At 73.1% G+C, this 13974-nt stretch carries 15 protein-coding genes; 9 read left to right on the plus strand and 6 right to left on the minus strand.

The window, feature by feature from the left end:
* Positions 1-59: 59 nt before the first annotated feature.
* Positions 60-968, plus strand: a complete 909-nt coding sequence (locus QSK10_RS10200) for a LysR family transcriptional regulator (RefSeq protein WP_285662389.1) — start codon at positions 60-62, stop codon at positions 966-968.
* An 826-nt stretch (positions 969-1794) separates the two neighbouring features.
* On the opposite strand, the gene QSK10_RS10205 is transcribed toward QSK10_RS10200, so the two are convergent.
* Positions 1795-2145 carry an SHOCT domain-containing protein gene (locus QSK10_RS10205; protein WP_285662390.1) on the minus strand — a complete coding sequence of 117 codons (351 nt, stop codon included), beginning with the start codon at positions 2143-2145 and terminating at the stop codon, positions 1795-1797.
* 11 nt (positions 2146-2156) lie between these two features.
* Complete coding sequence (locus QSK10_RS10210) at positions 2157-2576, minus strand: DUF6325 family protein (protein WP_285662391.1); 420 nt, start codon at positions 2574-2576, stop codon at positions 2157-2159.
* Positions 2577-2657: 81 nt separating this feature from the next.
* On the opposite strand from QSK10_RS10210, the gene QSK10_RS10215 reads away from it, so the two are divergent.
* A complete protein-coding gene (locus QSK10_RS10215; RefSeq protein ID WP_285662392.1) occupies positions 2658-3185 on the plus strand; it encodes a MarR family winged helix-turn-helix transcriptional regulator in 528 nt (175 codons plus the stop codon).
* On the opposite strand, the gene QSK10_RS10220 is transcribed toward QSK10_RS10215, so the two are convergent.
* A complete protein-coding gene (locus tag QSK10_RS10220; RefSeq protein WP_285662393.1) occupies positions 3151-3513 on the minus strand; it encodes a DsrE family protein in 363 nt (120 codons plus the stop codon). The genes QSK10_RS10215 and QSK10_RS10220 overlap by 35 nt on opposite strands.
* Before the next feature lie 69 nt (positions 3514-3582).
* On the opposite strand from QSK10_RS10220, the gene QSK10_RS10225 reads away from it, so the two are divergent.
* Both QSK10_RS10225 and QSK10_RS10230 read left to right on the plus strand, forming a co-directional pair.
* Positions 3583-5967 (plus strand): Tex family protein, encoded by a 2385-nt coding sequence (locus QSK10_RS10225; RefSeq protein ID WP_285662394.1) that lies wholly within the window; start codon positions 3583-3585, stop codon positions 5965-5967.
* A gap of 129 nt (positions 5968-6096) precedes the next feature.
* Positions 6097-6537: a VOC family protein gene (locus QSK10_RS10230; protein ID WP_285662395.1), complete on the plus strand. Its 441-nt coding sequence runs from the start codon at positions 6097-6099 to the stop codon at positions 6535-6537.
* 35 nt (positions 6538-6572) lie between these two features.
* On the opposite strand, the gene sigJ is transcribed toward QSK10_RS10230, so the two are convergent.
* Positions 6573-7421, minus strand: a complete 849-nt coding sequence (gene sigJ, locus QSK10_RS10235) for an RNA polymerase sigma factor SigJ (RefSeq protein WP_285662396.1) — start codon at positions 7419-7421, stop codon at positions 6573-6575.
* 116 nt (positions 7422-7537) lie between these two features.
* On the opposite strand from sigJ, the gene QSK10_RS10240 reads away from it, so the two are divergent.
* The 4 genes from QSK10_RS10240 to QSK10_RS10255 are packed head-to-tail and all read left to right on the plus strand — an operon-like array spanning position 7538 to position 11660.
* Positions 7538-7885, plus strand: a complete 348-nt coding sequence (locus QSK10_RS10240; protein ID WP_285662397.1) for a hypothetical protein — start codon at positions 7538-7540, stop codon at positions 7883-7885.
* Between the two features lie 47 nt (positions 7886-7932).
* A complete protein-coding gene (locus QSK10_RS10245) occupies positions 7933-9069 on the plus strand; it encodes a serine hydrolase domain-containing protein (RefSeq protein WP_285662398.1) in 1137 nt (378 codons plus the stop codon).
* A gap of 54 nt (positions 9070-9123) precedes the next feature.
* A complete protein-coding gene (locus QSK10_RS10250; protein WP_285662399.1) occupies positions 9124-10725 on the plus strand; it encodes an SDR family oxidoreductase in 1602 nt (533 codons plus the stop codon).
* A gap of 11 nt (positions 10726-10736) precedes the next feature.
* Positions 10737-11660, plus strand: a complete 924-nt coding sequence (locus tag QSK10_RS10255; protein WP_285662400.1) for an alpha/beta hydrolase — start codon at positions 10737-10739, stop codon at positions 11658-11660.
* Here QSK10_RS10255 and QSK10_RS10260 read toward each other — a convergent pair.
* Positions 11641-12600 carry an SMP-30/gluconolactonase/LRE family protein gene (locus QSK10_RS10260; RefSeq protein ID WP_285662401.1) on the minus strand — a complete coding sequence of 320 codons (960 nt, stop codon included), beginning with the start codon at positions 12598-12600 and terminating at the stop codon, positions 11641-11643. The two genes, QSK10_RS10255 and QSK10_RS10260, sit on opposite strands and share 20 nt — an antisense overlap.
* A 78-nt stretch (positions 12601-12678) precedes the next feature.
* Here QSK10_RS10260 and QSK10_RS10265 point away from each other — a divergent pair, with 78 nt between their 5' ends.
* Complete coding sequence (locus QSK10_RS10265; protein WP_285662402.1) at positions 12679-13503, plus strand: helix-turn-helix transcriptional regulator; 825 nt, start codon at positions 12679-12681, stop codon at positions 13501-13503.
* 4 nt (positions 13504-13507) lie between these two features.
* On the opposite strand, the gene QSK10_RS10270 is transcribed toward QSK10_RS10265, so the two are convergent.
* On the minus strand, positions 13508-13966 hold the full coding sequence (locus QSK10_RS10270) for a MarR family winged helix-turn-helix transcriptional regulator (protein WP_285662403.1): 459 nt from the start codon (positions 13964-13966) through the stop codon (positions 13508-13510).
* Positions 13967-13974: the final 8 nt, after the last annotated feature.

The following is a 13974-nucleotide window of genomic DNA, read 5'->3' on the forward strand; positions in this document are numbered from 1 at the left end:
TGGCTTCAACTGTTAACCACAAGCACGCGTTCCTCGACTTGATCGTTTAGGATCGCTGCATGATGGATCTCGCGCGGCTCCGCGCGCTGCACGCCGTCGCCGTCCACGGCACCGTCGGCGCCGCCGCCGCGTCCCTCGGCTACACGCCCTCGGCGGTGTCGCAGCAGATCGCGAAGCTCGAACGCGAGACCCGCACCGTCCTGCTGGAGAAGCAGGGCCGCGGCGTGGTCCTCACCGACGCCGCCCACACCCTCGTCGCCGCCGCCCGCGAGCTGCTGGCCATCGTCGAGCGCACCGAGGTGGAGCTGGAGGAACGTCGCGGCCGCGCGGTCGGCCGCCTGACGATCGCCGCGTTCGCCACGTCCGTGAAGGGCCTCATGCCCGGCGTGCTGGCCGCGCTGGCCCGCGACCACCCCGAGCTCGACGTCCGCCTCCTCGACGTCGACCCCTACCCCGCCGCCGAGATGATCGGCCGCGGCGAAGTCGACCTCGCCGTCGTCCAGGACTGGCCGCTGACCCCGCTGCCGGTGACCGGCGAGGTGTCCCGCGAGGACCTCGGCCACGACCCCGTCGACCTGCTGATGCCCGCCGGCCACCCCCTCGCCGCCCGCGACGGGCTCACCGCCGCCGACCTGCGCGGCCAGCGCTGGATCAGCGTCCCACCGGGGAACATTTGTCACGACTGCCTGACGAAGACCCTCCGCGAAGCCGGGGAGGAGCCCGACGTCGCCGTCTACGCCGGCGAGTTCGCCGCCTACCCGCCCCTCATCGCCGCCGGGCTCGGCATCGCGATGGTGCCCCGCCTGGCGCGCGCACCGCTCCCGGAGGGAGTGGTGGCCCGCTCGATGAAGCCGGAGCCGTACCGCCGCGTGTTCGCGCTGTGGCGGACGCGATCCTCGCGGCGGCCCGCGATCGGCGCCGCGCTGGCGGCGCTGCGGGAGCGGTGGCCGGTGCGGGAGACGGCTTAGGGGGTGTGGGTTCGGGCTCACGGGCTCACGGGCTCACGGGCTCACGGGCTCTCGGGCTCTCGGGCTCTCGGGCTCTCGGGCTCTCGGGCTCTCGGGCTCTCGGGCTCTCGGGCTCTCGGGCTCTCGGGCTCTCGGGCTCTCGGGCTCTCGGGCCGATTGTGTCCGGCAGGTTACGAGTTGTCCACAATCACTCCGTTATCCACAGGTCGCACGGTGGCCCGTTTGGCGGAGTACGCGTGCGGCCGGGTTACGTTCGCCCCAGCGGGGCGGGCTCCGGGCCCCCACCAACAGAGCCTCACGCGAAAAAGCGGCCGAGGCGCGAGCCGCCTCCGCCCCGGGCCGCGGACACCGCTGCGGACACCGACACCGTGGGCGGATTGTTTCGGCTTGATGTCAGCTCATCCACAATTGACCCGTTATCCACAGGTCACGCGGTGGGCCGTTTGGCGGACCACGCGTGCGGCCCGGCTACGTTCGCCCCAGCGGGGCGGGCTCTGGGCCCCCACCGAAAAGAGGTCACCGCGTCCAAAAGAGGTCACTGCGTCGCGACCTCGCCGCGTCACGAGCTCTCCGGGCCGCGAGGCGCCCGCCTCGCGATGCCCCGCCGGGCGCGGCTCCAGCACCCACGCCGCCACGCGCCTCCGGGCGCCGCGCCGATCGAGCCGCCCGGGCCACGGCCGCGCACCACCCGGCCGCACACTCTCGCCCCCAGCCCGACCGGCCGAGCACCCCACGCCCAGCCCGGCCCAACCCAGCCCCCCCCCCCAAAAAAAAAGCGCGACGGGCCGAGCCCCCGCCCGGCCCACACCACCCCCGCTCCCGCGCCCTACCCCCCGAGCAGCTTCGTCTTCGCCGCCGAGAACTCCGCGTCCGAGAGCGCCCCCGCCTCGTGCAGCCGGGACAGCTCCTGGATCCGCGACACCAGATCGTCCTGCTGCTGCGCCGGGGCCGGGGGCGGCGCGTACTGCGCCGCCGCCTGCTGCGCGTAGGCCTGCTGTTGCGCCGCCTGCTGTTCGGCCTCCTGCTGCTGCGCCAGGACCTGCTCCTGCGCTCGCCGGTCCTGCCGGCGGCCCATCGCGCCCGATACCGCCGTGGCGGTGCCGGCGACGACCGCGGTGCGCGCGATCGTCCCCAGGAGGCCGCCGGGACGGCGGACCACTACTCCTCGCCTGAACATGGTGTCCCCTTTCAGACGGCCGCGGCCGCGGCTTCTTCGATGACCTCGGCGGGGATGCGTTCCAGCCGGTGGATGCGCCCGCCGGAGCCGTCGATGGCGTCCTTCAGCCAGGTCGCCCACATGTGCTCGAACAGCAGGACGCACGCCGTCGTCCCGGGTTCGAGGTCGGCCCCGACCTCGCCGATGTCGTCGGCGCCGATGAGCCCGTCGAGGCTCTGCACGACCCGGTCGAAACCGGCGTAGCTCTCGTCGTCCAGGTGCGGCAGCTCGGTCGCGGTGACCGTGCCGTCGGCGTCCTTGGTCACGAAGACCATGTCGATGACCTTGATGATGTCCCGGTCGGCGAGCTCCCTCAGCTGCTCGGCGACCTTGCCGCTGATCGTATTGCCCGGGAACTCCACCACCACGAAGTCGACCGCCCCACGCGACATGCGCGCCCCCTCTCGTTGGAGCCCATCAAACCGCGTACGGCGAACGCCCGCCGCCCAAAGACACTATTAAGCTCTAAAAACATGGACGCCTACCCCTTCGACCAGCCCGTCCCGCTGCCCGCGTCGGAGATCGCCGACGCCTGGCGGCGCACTCTCCCGGGCGTCCCCACCGACTCGATCATGCTGATCACGCCGCTGTGGCGGGCGGCGAAGCTGCTCGCCGACAACCGCCGCCGCTTCCTCGCCGAGATCGGCATGGAGGCGGCCACGCTGGATCTGCTGAGCACGCTCCGGCGTTCCGGGGGGACGCTGTCGACGCGCGAGCTGGCCGAGCAGTGCCTGGTCAGCGCGGGCGCGATCTCACAGCGCGTCGCCAGGGCCGAGGACGACGGCCTGGTCACCCGCCGCAACGCGGGCGCGCGGCACCGGCAGACGCTGGTGAGCCTCACCGTCGAGGGCACCGCCCTCATCGACCGGACCGTGACGGCGCTGCTGGAGCACGAAGAGGCGCTGGTGAAGGACGTCGCCGGGCGCGATGAGCTGGCCACCCTGGTCGGCGGCCTGCTGGCGCATCTCAGTAGACGAGGGCCTGAACCCCGTCGCCCATGACCTCCTCGACGAACACCGCCGCCCCGGCGATGCGGACGCCGTCGATGACGTCGCCGGGGCCGATGTCGCGGCGGACCGCGCACTGCGTGCACAGGGTGACGCGCCCGTCGGCGAGCAGCGCGTCCAGCAGGTCCGGCAGCGGCGCCGAGTGCGGCAGCTCGAACTCCGCGGCCCTGCCCGGCAGCGCGAACCAGGACGACTCGCCCGTAAGCCACAGCGAGACCTCGACGCCCGCCGCGACCGCCGTGGCGGCGACGGTGAACGCCTGCGCGCACCTCTCGGGCGCGTCGGCACCCGCGGTGACCTTGATCGTGAGGCTCCTCGTCATGGTCCCCACCCTAACCACCGCCCGGCGGGTGCCGGAGAATGGCGACCAAGCTTCGGGGAAGGCCACACCATGACATTGACCATTGAGGACCGCATCGCCGATGAGCTCGGGGTCGCCGGACGCCAGGTCCGCGCCGCCGTCGAGCTGCTGGACGGCGGTTCGACCGTCCCGTTCATCGCCCGGTACCGCAAGGAGGCCACCGGCGCCCTCGACGACGCGCAGCTGCGCACGCTCGAAGAGCGCCTGGGCTACCTGCGCGAGATGGAGCAGCGGCGCCAGGCGATCCTCGACTCGGTCCGCGAGCAGGGCAAGCTGACCGACGAGCTGGCGGCCGCCATCCGCGGCGCCGAGACGAAGGCGCGGCTGGAGGACATCTACCTCCCGTACAAGCCCAAGCGGCGCACGAAGGCGCAGATCGCCCGCGAGGCCGGGCTGGAGCCGCTCGCCGAGGGCCTGCTCGCCGACCCGTCCCAGGACCCGGCGGCCGTCGCCGCGTCCTATGTGGATGCCGAGAAGGGCGTCGCGGACGCCGCCGCCGCGCTGGAGGGCGCCCGCGCGATCCTGTCGGAGCGCTTCGCCGAGGACGCCGACCTGCTCGGTGAGCTGCGCGAGCTGATGTGGACGCGCGGCCGCCTGGTCGCCAAGGTCCGCGACGGCAAGGAGGAGGACGGCGCGAAGTTCTCCGACTACTTCGACTTCGCCGAGCCGCTCACCAAGCTGCCCTCGCACCGGATCCTGGCGATGTTCCGCGGCCAGAAGGAGGACGTGCTCACCGTCGAGCTCGATCCCGAGCCCGTCGACGCCGATCCGGCCGCGCCGCGCGTCACCACCGACTACGAGGTGCGCATCGCGGGCCGCTTCGGCGTCTCGCAGCAGGGCCGCCCCGCCGACGCGTGGCTGGGCGACACCGTCCGCTGGGCGTGGCGCACGCGCGTCCTTACGCACCTGAGCCTGGACCTGCGGATGCGCCTGCGCGAGCAGGCCGAGGACGCCGCCGTGGACGTGTTCGCCGCGAACCTGCGCGACCTGCTGCTGGCCGCGCCCGCCGGCACCCGCGCCACGATGGGCCTCGACCCGGGTTTCCGGACGGGTGTGAAGGTCGCCGTCGTCGACGCCACCGGAAAGGTCGTCGCCACGCACACCATCTACCCGCACGTCCCCCGCAACGCCTGGGACGAGTCGATCAAGATCCTGGCGCGCCTGGCCGAGGCGCACAAGGTCGAGCTGATCGCCATCGGCAACGGCACCGCCTCCCGCGAGACCGACAAGCTGGCCGCCGACCTCATCAAGCGCCACCCCGCGCTGGGGCTCACCAAGATCGTGGTCTCGGAGGCGGGCGCGTCGGTGTACTCGGCCTCCGCCTACGCCTCGGCGGAGCTGCCGGACCTGGACGTGTCGATCCGCGGCGCGGTGTCCATCGCCCGCCGCCTCCAGGACCCCCTGGCGGAGCTGGTGAAGATCGACCCGAAGTCCATCGGCGTCGGCCAGTACCAGCACGACCTGGCCGAGTTCAAGCTGTCCCGCTCGCTGGACGCCGTCGTCGAGGACGCCGTCAACGCCGTCGGCGTCGACGTGAACACCGCCTCGGCGCCGCTGCTGACGCGCGTGTCGGGCATCGGCGAGACCCTCGCGAAGAACATCGTGTCCCACCGCGACGCCAACGGGCCCTTCCGGACCCGCAAGTCGCTCCAGGAGGTCCCGCGGCTCGGGCCGAAGGCCTACGAGCAGTGCGCGGGCTTCCTGCGCATCCCCGGCGGCGACGACCCCCTCGACGCCTCCTCGGTGCACCCCGAGGCGTACCCGGTGGTCAAGCGGATCCTCGCCACCACCGGCACGGGCATCCGCGAGATCATCGGCAACGGGCTCGTGCTGCGCAAGCTCAAGCCGGGCGATTTCACCGACGAGACCTTCGGCGTCCCCACGGTCACCGACATCCTCGCCGAGCTGGAGAAGCCCGGCCGCGACCCGCGTCCGGAGTTCAAGGCGGCGACCTTCGCCGAGGGCGTGGACACCATGAAGGACCTGGTGCCCGGGATGATCCTGGAGGGCCAGGTGACGAACGTGGCCGCGTTCGGCGCGTTCGTCGACATCGGCGTCCACCAGGACGGGCTCGTGCACGTGTCGGCGCTGTCGGACAAGTTCGTCAGCGACCCGCGCGAAGTGGTGAAGTCCGGCGACATCGTGCGCGTGAAGGTCCTGGACGTGGACGTCGCCCGCAAGCGCATCTCGCTGACCCTGCGCCTGCAGGACGAGGCGGAGAAGCCGCGCGGCGGCGGAGGCGGTGGTGGTCGCCAGGGCGGCGGCCGTCAAGGCGGCGGCGAACGCCGCGGCGGAGGCCAGCCCCCACGCCAGGGCGGCGGCCGCGGACGCCAGGAGTCGGCCCCCAGCGGCGCCCTCGCCGACGCGCTGCGCCGCGCCGGGCTGATCGACGACAAGGGCAACCACAAGCGGTGAACCGCACGGGCGGCGGCTTCGGCCGCCGCCCGAACTTTTTCGGCGAGCCCATGTCGAGAACCCCGAATCCGCTCCGTCCCCGGTGCGTCAGAGGCCACCATGGCCGCACGGACGAAGAGGAGAACCGTCATGGCACTCACCCGCATGGACAACATCGGCATCATCGTCGCCGACCTCGACACCGTCGTCGCCTTCTTCACCGCCCTCGGCATGGAACTGGAGGGCAAGGCCGTGATCGAAGGGGAATGGGCGGCCAGCCTCGTCGGGCTCGACTACCAGAGCGTCGACGTGGCGATGATGCGCACACCCGACGGCCACGGCCGCGTCGAACTGGCCAGCTACCGGACTCCGGAGGCCGTCCCCGGCGTCCCGCGCGACGCCGGGGCGAACACCCTGGGCATCCGCCGCATCATGTTCACCGTCGAGGACATCCACGCCGACATCGCCCGCCTGAAGGAGCACGGCGCGGAACTGATGGGCGAGGTCGTCCGGTACGAGGACAGCTACCTGCTCTGCTACCTGCGCGGGCCGGAGGGGATCATGGTGGCGCTGGCGCAAGAACTGGGGTGACGCGGGCCCACCGTCCACAGTGGCCCGCCTCCGGGCTAACCCACCCGCCCCAGCTTCTCCGGGTTCAGCACCCGCGCCATCCGCGTGATCAGCCCGCCCTCGATCTCGAAGTAGTCGGCCGTGGCGTACTCCCCGATCGCCCCCAGCAGGTTCGTCTCGCCATTGAGCTCGGCGAAGCGCCCCCGGTACGGTCCCCACTTCGCGCCCACGCCGGCCAGGACGTGCGCCACGCGTTCGGCGCCCAGGATCGGCTTGCGGGCGGCGTGGAGGCGGCCGCCGCCGTCGGTCACGTAAACCACGTCGGGATGCAGGAGGGCGGTCAGCGCGGCCAGGTCGCCGTGCTCGTAGGCGGCCTTGAAGGCGGTGAGCACCTTCTCGCGTTCGGCGTTGGGGTGCGTCTTCGGCTTCGCGTGGGCCACCCGGCGGCGGGCGCGTGAGGCCAGCTGCCGGGTCGCCACCGCCGATCTGCCGATCATCTCGCCGATGCGCTCGTAGTCGAAGTCGAAGACGCCGTGCAGGATCACCGCCAGCCGCTCGTCGGGCGACAGCTCGTCCAGCGCGAGCAGCATCGCCTGGCCGACGAAGTCGTCGGAGAGCACCGGCTCGGCCGCGTCGGGGCCGGTGAGCAGGGGTTCGGGCAGCCAGGGGCCGACGTAGCTCTCGCGGCGGGCGCGGGCCGAGGTGAGCACGTCGTGGGCGCGGTGGGCGGCGACGGTGATGAGCCAGGCGCGCAGGTCGCGGACCTCCGACAGGTCGGCGGAGGCGGCCTTGAGCCAGGTGTCCTGGACGACGTCCTCGGCGTCGGTGACCGTGCCCAGGAGCCGGTAGGCGACGCCGAAGACGGCCGGGCGGTGCTCGCTCCACTGCTCGCCGGTGATCGTCACGGATCGACGATACCGAAACGCACGGACGGTCACATCTTCGTCGCTTTTCTGCGATCCTGGGGGGTCGAGGGTTGTCGGGCGGGCTCGCAGAAGGTGGACGGGGTCTTGAGCGTGGAGTGTCCACTGTGATCGACCGGGACCGGGCGGCGTTCCGGCGCGACCTGCGCACCCGGCGGGGCTATCCGGCGCTGGTGTGGGGCTACCGGGCGATCGCGGTGGTGCTGTGCGCGGGCGTCCCGATCCTGGAGGTCACCACCGGCACCGCCCGCGAATGGTGGACGGTCGCCTTCGTCCTGGGCCTGCTCGGCTCGTGGACGGTCGCGCTGGCCGCGATGGTGGTCCTGCTGAAGGACGAGCCGCGGCTGCGCGGGCGATCCCGCTACCTGGGCGTCTTCGCGCGCACGCTGCTGACCGACCTGTTCGCCTTCGAAGTCCTTAAGGGACGGCTCCGGGATCACCCCTAGCCTCACGGTCCGATGTGGACGGCCGTACGGCGGGCGAGGATGCGATCATGACCACGAAACCGAACGGCCTCACCCGCCGCGCCCTCATCGGGGGGGCCGCGGGGGCCGCCACGCTGCTGGCCACCTCACAGGCCGCCACCGCCGCCGATCCCGCGCCGCAGCGCGATCTCCAGGCCGACCTGGACGCGATCGTCGCCACCGGCGCGGTCTCCGCGCTGGCCGAGGCCCGCGCGGACGGCTGCCGCCACCGCGCGGCGGCCGGGACCGTCACCCTCGGCGGGCCGCGGCCGGCCTCCGCGCTCGGCCGCTTCCGCGCCGGCAGCACCATCAAGCCGTTCGTCTCGGTGACCGTCCAGCAGCTCGCCGACGAGGGCCGCCTCAACCTGTCCGACAGCATTGAGCGCTGGCTGCCCGGCGTCGTCCCCAACGGCGGCGCGATCACCCTTGAACACCTGCTGCGCCACATGAGCGGCCTCGGCGAGTACACCGAGGTGCTGCTCCCCGACGTGGAGACCTTCCTGGCCAACCGGATGCGCACGTTCACCCCGCGCGAGCTCGTGGACGCCGCGATGACGCTCCCGCCGAACTTCCCGCCCGGGACCGAGCGCCGCTACTGCAACACCGGCTACGTCCTGCTCGGCATGGTGATCGAGCGCGCCAGCGGCAACTCCTACGCCCACGAGATCGAGCGCCGCATCCTGCGCCCGCTGCGGCTGCGCGACACCATCCTGCCCGGCGCCTCGGTGCGCGTCCCCGGCCCGCACGGGCACATCTACATCGCCCGGGACAACGGCGATCCCGTCGACGTGACCGAGTTCAACCCGACCCTGGCGGGCGCCTCGGGCGAGCTCATCTCCTCGACCTGGGACCTGAACACCTTCATGAAGGCCCTCGTCGAAGGGCGGCTGGTGGACACGCGGGTCATGTTCGAGACGCTCGGGCTGGGCTACGGCCTGGGCATCGAGGTCGTGGACATGCCCTACGGCCGGATCATCGGGCACGGCGGCAGCGGGCCGGGCTTCGCGGGGGTGGCGTTCAGCACCGAGGACGGGGAGCGGCAGGCGACGGTGTTCTGTTCACTGTGGACGTCGAACCCGCGCGACGAGGTCTACGGGCTGCTGGACCGGGCCCTGGGCGGGGAGACCGTGGCCAGGGGCGACGAAGGGGCGCGCCGGGCCTGGTAGTCCACAAGGGATACTCGCTGGCCGCCGGGCGCGCGGCTCCCTGCCGTCGGCGGCATGACCGTTTCCGGCAACCGCGCCTTCCTGCTGGGCCTGGCGGGCGTAGCCCTGCTGCGCGCCCAGGCCGGTGACCCGGGCGGGCACCCGGCGGCCGGGATCGCCGAGATCGGCGCGATCCCGGCCGCCGACCCGGCCGAGTTCGGCCCACCGGCGGCCCTGAAGTCCATCGACACCGTCACCGGTTACCGCGACTGGGCGGCGGCCTACGACACCGGGACCAATCCGCTCATCGCCGTCGAGGAGCCGGTGATCGCGTCCTTCGTGGACGGTCTGCCGCCCGGCCGGGCGCTGGACGCCGCGTGCGGCACCGGCCGCATCGCGCGGCGGCTCGCCGATCTCGGCCACGAGGTCATCGGCGTCGACTCCTCGCCCGACATGCTGGCACCGGCCCGCGTGAAGGTGCCCGAGGGGGTGTTCCTTCTCGGCGAGCTGCTCGCCCTCCCGCTTCCGGACGCCTCGGTCGACCTGGTCACGTGTTGCCTGGCGCTGACGCACCAGCCCGAACTCATCCCGGTCCTGCGGGAGTTCGTCCGCGTCCTCAAACCCGGCGGGCACCTGGTGACCTCCGACGTGCACGTGCTGTCGCTGTACCTGGGCGGCGTGGCGGGCGCGCGGGACGCCGGGGGCGAGTACGGCCTGATGCCGGCCTCGCGCTGGTTCGCCTCCGACTACCTGGCCGCGGCCAAGGCGGCGGGCCTGTCCTTCCTGGACCACGCCGAGCCGCGCTGGGGCGACTCCCCGGACCACGGGGGCCCGCCGGCCCGGAAGTGGTGTCCCGGCTCGGCCCGTGCCGCCTACGCGGCCACCCCGGCGGTGTCCGCTTGGCGCTTCCGCCGGGACCGAGCTAGATTCAGGTCTAAATTTAGACCTGAATCCCGTGGAGTCGACATGCCCCGCACCATCTTGGTCACCGGCGCCGGTACCGGCATCGGCCGCGCCATCGCCGCCGCCTTCGCCGCCGAAGGCGACGAGGTCCACATCACCGGCCGCCGCGAGGCCGTCGTCAAAGAGGCCGCCGACGCCATCGGTGCCGTGCCGCACGTCTGCGACCACACCGATCCCGCCGCGCTGGACGCTCTCGGCGAGCGGCTGCCCGGGCACCTGGACGTCCTGGTGAACAATGCCGGTGGCCTGGCGGGTGAGGACGGCGAGGGCCTGGCGGGGCTGGCCGCGGCGTGGCGGGCGATGCTCGACGCGAACCTGCTGACCGCCGTCCTCACCACCGAGCTCCTCGGCCCGCGCCTGCGCGAGGGGGGCGCGGTGGTGCACATCGGGTCCATCGCCGCCGACAAGGGCGCGGGCGGCTACGGCGCGGCGAAGGCGGCCCTGGGCTCGTGGAACATCGGCCTGGCCCGGGAGCTGGGACCGCGTGGGATCACCTCGAACGTCGTCGCGCCCGGCTACATCGGCGAGACGGAGTTCTTCGGCGGCGGGATGACGCAGCAGCGGCACGACACCTTGATCGGCCTGACGTTCATGGGCCGCCCCGGCGCGCCGGGCGACATCGCCGGAACCGTGCGCTTCCTGGCCTCCGAAGGCGCCCGCTACCTCACCGGGCAGGTCCTCAACGTGAACGGCGGGGCCTGGATCACGCGCTAACCTCGGACGGCGTGAGCTTCTTCGACGATCCCGCGATCCACCCCGGCTTCATCGCCGCCAACCGCCCCCGCGTCACCGCCGCCGGGCTCGACCCGGCCGCCTATGAGCGGGTGACGGCGGCGATCGGGCACGTCCGCGACTGGCCGGACGTGCTCGCCGCCGCGGGTGCGGCCGAGCCGGACGCGCGGCAGGCCGCGCTGTGGCACCACTTCGCCACGATCGTGCCGAGCCCCGACATCACCGGCGTCTCTCGGCGCGCGGCGGAGCTCATGCTCACCGCCACCGGCGGCACCCCCGTCACCGACGACCACCCCGAGGAGGGCTTCCGGGGCGTCCTGCGCGGCGAGGGACCCCTCGTCGTGCTGGTCCCGGGCATGAACTCCTCGGCGGTGGAGTTCACCGGCGTCGCCGACGAGCTGCTGCGGCACGGACTGTCGGTGCTGGCGATCGACGGCCCCGGCCAGGCCTCCGCGCCCGGCCGCTGGCAGCCGGAGTTCGAGCGGGTCGTGACCCGGGCGATGGACGCCGTGGGCGCGGCCACCGCCGGGGTGTGGGCGATGAGCATGGGCGGCTGGCTCGGCCTCCGCGCCGCCGCCCACCAGCCGCGCGTGCGCGCCCTCGTCGCCGTCAGCGGACCCGCCGCCCTCGACTACGACGCGTTCGTGCCCTACGTCGCCGAGACCTTCGACCTGCGCACCGGCGGGCGCGGACGCGAGTTCGCCGCGTCGGTGGACGCCTCCTCGCTCACCCTCGGCGTCCCCGTCCGGGTGGTCGAAGGCGGGCGCGACGCCATCCCCGGCGTCACGCCCCTCACCGATTTCGGCCGCCGCCACGACGGCCTCCTGGTCGTCGAAGAGGGCAACCACCTCATCGAGGAACACCGCGACGAGTGGCTGCCCCAGACCGCCGCGTGGCTCAGAACCGCCGCAGCGTGAACACGTCGGTGAGCGCGCCCGACAGCAGCGCGTCCATCTCGCCGTCCAGGACGTAGACCGTCCCGCGCCGGACCGTCGCGGTCGTGGGCGCGGCGTCCGGCCACGCCCGCGACTCGCGCACGCTCGCCGAGGCCCAGTCGCGCGAGGGGCGCAGCTCGCGCACCTTCGCGGTACCCGCGACACCGAGCGTGTTGGTCACCGCGATGATCGAGCCGTTCGGGGCCAGCGTCAGCCCGTCCACGCCGGGCATGGACTCCACCCGCACCTGGCGCACGTCGCCGGGGCGGGCCACCGGGACGCGCCACAGCGTCCCCGCCGAGTAGTTCCCGACGATCAGGACGCCCTCGCGCCACACGATCCCGTTGGCGCCGTTGCCGTCGGGCGAGGTCAGGCGGGCGTCGCGGGCCAGGACGCCCGCACGGCCCGAGGGCTCCACCCGGTAGACGATCCCGGCGCGGGAGTCGGTCACGTAGGCCGTGCCGTCCCGGTCGACGGCGATGTCGTTGGCGAGGTGGTCGCCCCCGTCACCGGCGACCGCCGCGAGGTCCACGAACGCCAGGCGCGCGCCGGTCCGCAGCGAGTAGATCCCCAGGCCCGCGGTCTTCCCGGTGGTCGCCGGGGTCGAGCGGTCGGCGAGCCCGAGATCGCCGGAGGCGACCAGGACCCGGTCGCGGGAGGCGTCGACGTGCACGCCGATGGTGGAGATGAGCGCCGGATCGTCCACGAGGGTGCGGGTCCGGCCGTCCTTGCGCACCGTCGAGACGGTGCCGTGCGTGATGGAGGTCACCAGGAACCCGTCGCGGGACGGGTCGTAGGCGACGCCCTCGGGGTGCAGGCTCGCGGCGTGCCCGGTGATGACGGCGGGGTGGGCCACGGCGGGCGCGGCGACGCCGAAGACCAGGGCGGCGCCGACGGCCAGGGCGATGAGGCTTCTCTTCATGGGGCCAAGACTGGTTCGGCCCAAGGGATCCCGGCGGGCGTGCCGGATACTGGTAGCCCGGGCACCAGGGAGCGGTGGATGAACGAGGTACGGCGAACGGCGCTGGCGGAGTACCTGCGGGCGCGACGGGCCGGGCTGCGGCCCGAAGAGGTCGGGCTGGCCCCCGGACGCAGGCGGCGCACGCCCGGCCTGCGCCGCGAGGAGGTCGCCCTTCTGTCCAATGTGGGCATCACCTGGTACACGTGGCTGGAGCAGGGCCGCGACATCACCCCGTCGCCGGAGATCTTGGCCGCGCTGGCCCGCACGCTGCGCCTCGACGACGCCGGGACGGCGTACCTGTACCGCCTGGCGGGCTGGCCGCCACCGGCGTCCCGCGACGCCCCCCGCGTCCCCGAGGCCCTCGTCCAGCTGATGCACGGCCAGTCGCCCACGCCGGCCGTCATCGTCGACGGCGGCTGGGACCTGCTCGCCTGGAACGACGCCGCCGAGGCCCTCTACGGGTACTCGTCCATCGCGCCCGACGACCGCAACGGCGCGTGGATCTTCTTCGCCTCCGACCGGATCCGCCGCGAGACCGTCGACTGGGAGGGACACGCCCGGCGCATGCTCGGCGAGCTGCGCGAGGGCTTCGCCCACGACCGCGACGGGCGCGTCGGGCGGGTCCTGGACCGGCTGCGGGCGGAGTTCCCGGAGGCCGCCGCCTGGCTCGACGAGCACGAGGTCGCCCACCGGGGCTCGGGCGTGACGAAGGTCGTCCGGCACCCGGTCGTGGGCGAGCTGCACCTGGACCAGATCGTGCTGCGCTCGGCCGAGGCCCCGGGGCTGGACCTCATCGTCAAGCAGCCGAAGCCGGGCACGGGCACCGCCGGGCGGCTGCGGGAGCTGCTCTCGGCGCGCGTTTGAGGCGTCAGCCCATCTCCCGCAACCGGCTGATCTGCCGCTCCGAGAGCTCGATCGTGCGGCGCATGTGCCGCAGCAGGGCCGCGCGCTCATCGGCGGTGGTGTCGGCGAGCATCTCCTTCCAGCCCTTGTTGAGGTCGTTCCACACCGCGCGCAGCCGCTCGACGGCCTCCGGGACCGGGATGACCAGGACGCGGCGGCGGTCCTCCTCGTCGCGCTGACGGCGGACCCAGCCGCCCTTCTCCAGGCGGTCGACCAGGCGTGTCGCGGAGCCGGAGGTGAGGCCGGTGAGCTCGGCGATGGACTTGGCGGTGAAGGGGCCGTCCTCCATGGTCATGACGCTCATGGCCTGGAGGTCGGTGGGGTGCATGCCGAGATGGTCGGCGACGGCCTGGTTGAACAGCACGTAGGAGGCCATGTAGCGCCGGGAGAGGGCCTGGAGCTCCGATATATCACTGTGTGACACAGACGTTT

The organism is Actinorhabdospora filicis, assembly GCF_030269765.1.
GTDB classification, from domain to species: Bacteria; Actinomycetota; Actinomycetes; order Mycobacteriales; family Micromonosporaceae; genus Actinorhabdospora; species Actinorhabdospora filicis.

Coding starts and splice junctions, on each gene's coding strand:
- QSK10_RS10225 (WP_285662394.1), top strand. CDS start 3,583: ATGACATTGACCATTGAGGACCGCATCGCCGATGAGCTCGGGGTCGCC.
- QSK10_RS10215 (WP_285662392.1), top strand. CDS start 2,658: ATGGACGCCTACCCCTTCGACCAGCCCGTCCCGCTGCCCGCGTCGGAG.
- QSK10_RS10250 (WP_285662399.1), top strand. CDS start 9,124: ATGACCGTTTCCGGCAACCGCGCCTTCCTGCTGGGCCTGGCGGGCGTA.
- QSK10_RS10220 (WP_285662393.1), bottom strand. CDS start 3,513: ATGACGAGGAGCCTCACGATCAAGGTCACCGCGGGTGCCGACGCGCCC.
- QSK10_RS10200 (WP_285662389.1), top strand. CDS start 60: ATGATGGATCTCGCGCGGCTCCGCGCGCTGCACGCCGTCGCCGTCCAC.
- QSK10_RS10245 (WP_285662398.1), top strand. CDS start 7,933: ATGACCACGAAACCGAACGGCCTCACCCGCCGCGCCCTCATCGGGGGG.
- QSK10_RS10210 (WP_285662391.1), bottom strand. CDS start 2,576: ATGTCGCGTGGGGCGGTCGACTTCGTGGTGGTGGAGTTCCCGGGCAAT.
- QSK10_RS10260 (WP_285662401.1), bottom strand. CDS start 12,600: ATGAAGAGAAGCCTCATCGCCCTGGCCGTCGGCGCCGCCCTGGTCTTC.
- QSK10_RS10230 (WP_285662395.1), top strand. CDS start 6,097: ATGGCACTCACCCGCATGGACAACATCGGCATCATCGTCGCCGACCTC.
- QSK10_RS10205 (WP_285662390.1), bottom strand. CDS start 2,145: ATGTTCAGGCGAGGAGTAGTGGTCCGCCGTCCCGGCGGCCTCCTGGGG.
- QSK10_RS10265 (WP_285662402.1), top strand. CDS start 12,679: ATGAACGAGGTACGGCGAACGGCGCTGGCGGAGTACCTGCGGGCGCGA.